This is a genomic window from Peptoniphilus sp. (assembly GCF_022767005.1).
GTDB lineage: Bacteria > Bacillota > Clostridia > Tissierellales > Peptoniphilaceae > Peptoniphilus_A.
Genome location: NZ_JALEOV010000014.1, coordinates 1 through 2526, shown reverse-complemented (window position 1 = coordinate 2526; position 2526 = coordinate 1). Strand labels below are relative to the sequence as shown.

The window sequence follows — 2526 nt, the reverse complement described above, 5'->3', positions numbered from 1 at the left end:
TTTGTTTTTAAGATTTATTTCAAAGCATTTATTTTGGTATTTTTCTGCAAGGTCAGACTTTTCTTTTTGTAATGCAGTAATTTTTTCTGTTATCTCAGTCATTCCCTCTGCCATCTTTGATGCATCAGCAAGCTTTTCATCTATCTCTCTTATGGCTGGAAGTGTGCTTCTCTTTCTAAACTCTAAGGCATCAAAATCTATGTCATGGATCTTTGACTTGTCTAACTCATCAATCCTTGCTGGTATGGACTCGATGTCTTTGTTAATTTTTCTTGCGGTATCTTTGGCAATTTTCTTTAGTTCATCAACTGTATAATTTTTAAGATCTAATTCTTCTAAATCTTTATTTTTTGCGATAATATCCTCTGGCTTAACTTCTTCTATTAGTCCTAATATGACTTCTCTCCTCTTGTTTTTATCTAAGATTTGATTAAAATACAGTGGATTTGAAAGTAAGTTAAAGTTGTCCTCAGAGATCACACTTGCAATTCTTTCTGTGTACTCTTTTTTCTTTACTGGGACAGCATTTATATAGTAGTCGGTAGTGTGGCCAGTAAATTCTGCTTGTGTAGATCCACGTTTTTTAGTCCAGACTTCTTTATATATTTTTTTAAGGTTAAGATTTGTGTCATCAAAAGTAAAATCTCCCTCAACTACTGATTCCAAGTTGTGGACTTCTTCGCCATTTTTGTTATAAGGTTTTATTGCAAAGTCCTTGCGATTTAAACTGTCCTTGTCCCAAAGTAACCAAGAGTAGGCGTCAAATATTGTTGTCTTACCTACTGCATTGTCCCCATAAATATTAGTTATGTCCTTAAAGTCTATTGTTAAGTCCTTGATTCCTTTGAAGTTTTCTAATTTTAAAGTTTTAATTTTTATTTGCATGATAACCCTCCGTCAAATAGAGATTTAAAAGCTGTAAATTCTTCTAACATAATTTCTGTCATGTATTTAATTAGAAAAATTTTTAAAGTTCGTGCTTCTTCGTAATTTGCACAAAGTTTGTTATCTCCCACATAGCTTTTCATTAAACTGTTAACACTAATGCAGGTATTTAGGAGCGCACCTAAATTATTTTTTATCTCTTCTTCTTTCTCATGTATCAACGCTTCTTCATAAGTTGTAAACAATCTCCCGTCTTCAGTTTCATAACATTCAATTCTTTTCATTTTTCTAACTCCTTGTGATATACTAAGAGCAAATATTTATATATTTTAGTCCTTGAGTTTTAGTCGACCTGGGACTTTTTTTCTTGCTCTTTTTCATTCTTACTTCCTCTTTAAATACTTGTCTTTTACATACTTCGCAAACTTCCCATAATCTTGGAGGAAAACATCATCAACTCCACACTGTCTACGATAAGCTTCCCTTTCATCTTCCAGGAACTTCCTATAGTCTTGTATTTCAAAATCTTCTCCATCGGCGATATTATTTTTTTCAAAATATGCCCTTAAAATTCCTGTAGCAGATCTTCTATTTGCTTTCAACTTTTTTCGCCACCTTACTAAACTTATAATTAAGCGTTTTTCCATCTTTGTATGTTATCTTACAATCCTCTTGCTTATCTCTGTGCATTGCTCTGTGTCTTGCAATACCAAGAGAATTAAATTCCTTATTGCACTTGTGACAATAGCAATCCTTCAACCTTTTCACCTCATTAGAAACTTAAAAAACCCGTCAATAATTTCTGTGCCAGCGTACAAAATATAAAAAATAAATTTTATGCAAAATAAGGCTGCCAAGTAGCCAGTCATAAGGACAATTAAAATCCCTAAAAGTCTTCTTATCGTTAAAAAAACATTAAATTTACTTATTTTAATCATCTCTGCTCTCCTTTTCTTTTTGCCACTGTTTAAATTTGCCTACCATAAGACTTATAAAATCGTCCCAGTCAGCCTGATTGTCGCTATACTCAATGGCAACGTCAAAATTATTGTCCATAAGATCCCCCTAAAAATTTGTTAGTAAAGTAAATTTGTCCCTTCCCAGTCATTTTTGTTGTTGTCGTCGTCCTTGTACTACCATCTGGATTATTAATTATCTTGTAATATTGTTTTTTAAATTCATCATCTGATATAGCAAGTTCATTAACATATAAATCTACTAATTTTAAAATATTTAAAATTCTTTCATACTTTTGAATTTCAACTTGTAAATTTTCTTTTTCAAAATACTCCTTTGGCAACCTAGTTTCTAAGTAAAATTGTGATTTACAAAATTTAATTAATTCGTCAGCTAACTTCTCCTTTTCAGCATAAGCTGCTTCAAAATTTGTGTCATAAACAAGTTTATTTAGACCAGATACTGCTTTATCAAACTTTATATTGAATAATTCAGTTCCACTAACTCTATATTTTGAAAATACATCGTGCAAAATAAATTCATTCTCCCTAAAATTTACATGTTTAACACTTATTTTGAATCCAAACGAATTTATATTCGCGTAGTTTTTTAAATATGTTGTTATCCTTGAAATTCTTTCCTTGGGATTGTTCGAAGAGCCAATTTTTACCATTGATCCAAAAT

Annotated in this window: 7 protein-coding genes; all 7 read right to left on the bottom strand. The window is 31.2% G+C overall.

What is annotated here, in order from left to right; translation table 11 throughout:
- The coding region (locus tag MR285_RS01225; RefSeq protein ID WP_293557301.1) for an AAA family ATPase at positions 1-885 on the bottom strand (885 nt) is incomplete at its 3' end.
- Entirely contained in the window at positions 876-1169 is a 294-nt protein-coding gene (locus tag MR285_RS01220; protein ID WP_293557300.1) for a hypothetical protein, read from the bottom strand. The genes MR285_RS01225 and MR285_RS01220, both read right to left, overlap by 10 nt.
- Before the next feature lie 99 nt (positions 1170-1268).
- Positions 1269-1487 carry a hypothetical protein gene (locus tag MR285_RS01215; protein WP_293557299.1) on the bottom strand — a complete coding sequence of 73 codons (219 nt, stop codon included), beginning with the start codon at positions 1485-1487 and terminating at the stop codon, positions 1269-1271.
- Positions 1474-1644, bottom strand: coding sequence for a hypothetical protein (locus MR285_RS01210; protein WP_293557298.1), 171 nt, complete (start codon positions 1642-1644; stop codon positions 1474-1476). Before MR285_RS01210 ends, MR285_RS01215 begins: the two co-directional genes overlap by 14 nt.
- Positions 1645-1649: 5 nt before the next feature.
- On the bottom strand, positions 1650-1823 hold the full coding sequence (locus MR285_RS01205) for a hypothetical protein (protein ID WP_293557297.1): 174 nt from the start codon (positions 1821-1823) through the stop codon (positions 1650-1652).
- Positions 1816-1941: a hypothetical protein gene (locus MR285_RS01200; RefSeq protein WP_293557296.1), complete on the bottom strand. Its 126-nt coding sequence runs from the start codon at positions 1939-1941 to the stop codon at positions 1816-1818. Before MR285_RS01200 ends, MR285_RS01205 begins: the two co-directional genes overlap by 8 nt.
- Positions 1931-2526, bottom strand: a 596-nt coding sequence (locus tag MR285_RS01195) for a GIY-YIG nuclease family protein (protein ID WP_293557295.1), incomplete at its 5' end; no start/stop codon positions are given. The genes MR285_RS01200 and MR285_RS01195, both read right to left, overlap by 11 nt.

Excerpts from the sequence above, each read along its gene's own strand:
- MR285_RS01220 (WP_293557300.1), bottom strand. The coding sequence starts at position 1,169 with ATGAAAAGAATTGAATGTTATGAAACTGAAGACGGGAGATTGTTTACA.
- MR285_RS01205 (WP_293557297.1), bottom strand. The coding sequence starts at position 1,823 with ATGATTAAAATAAGTAAATTTAATGTTTTTTTAACGATAAGAAGACTT.
- MR285_RS01200 (WP_293557296.1), bottom strand. The coding sequence starts at position 1,941 with ATGGACAATAATTTTGACGTTGCCATTGAGTATAGCGACAATCAGGCT.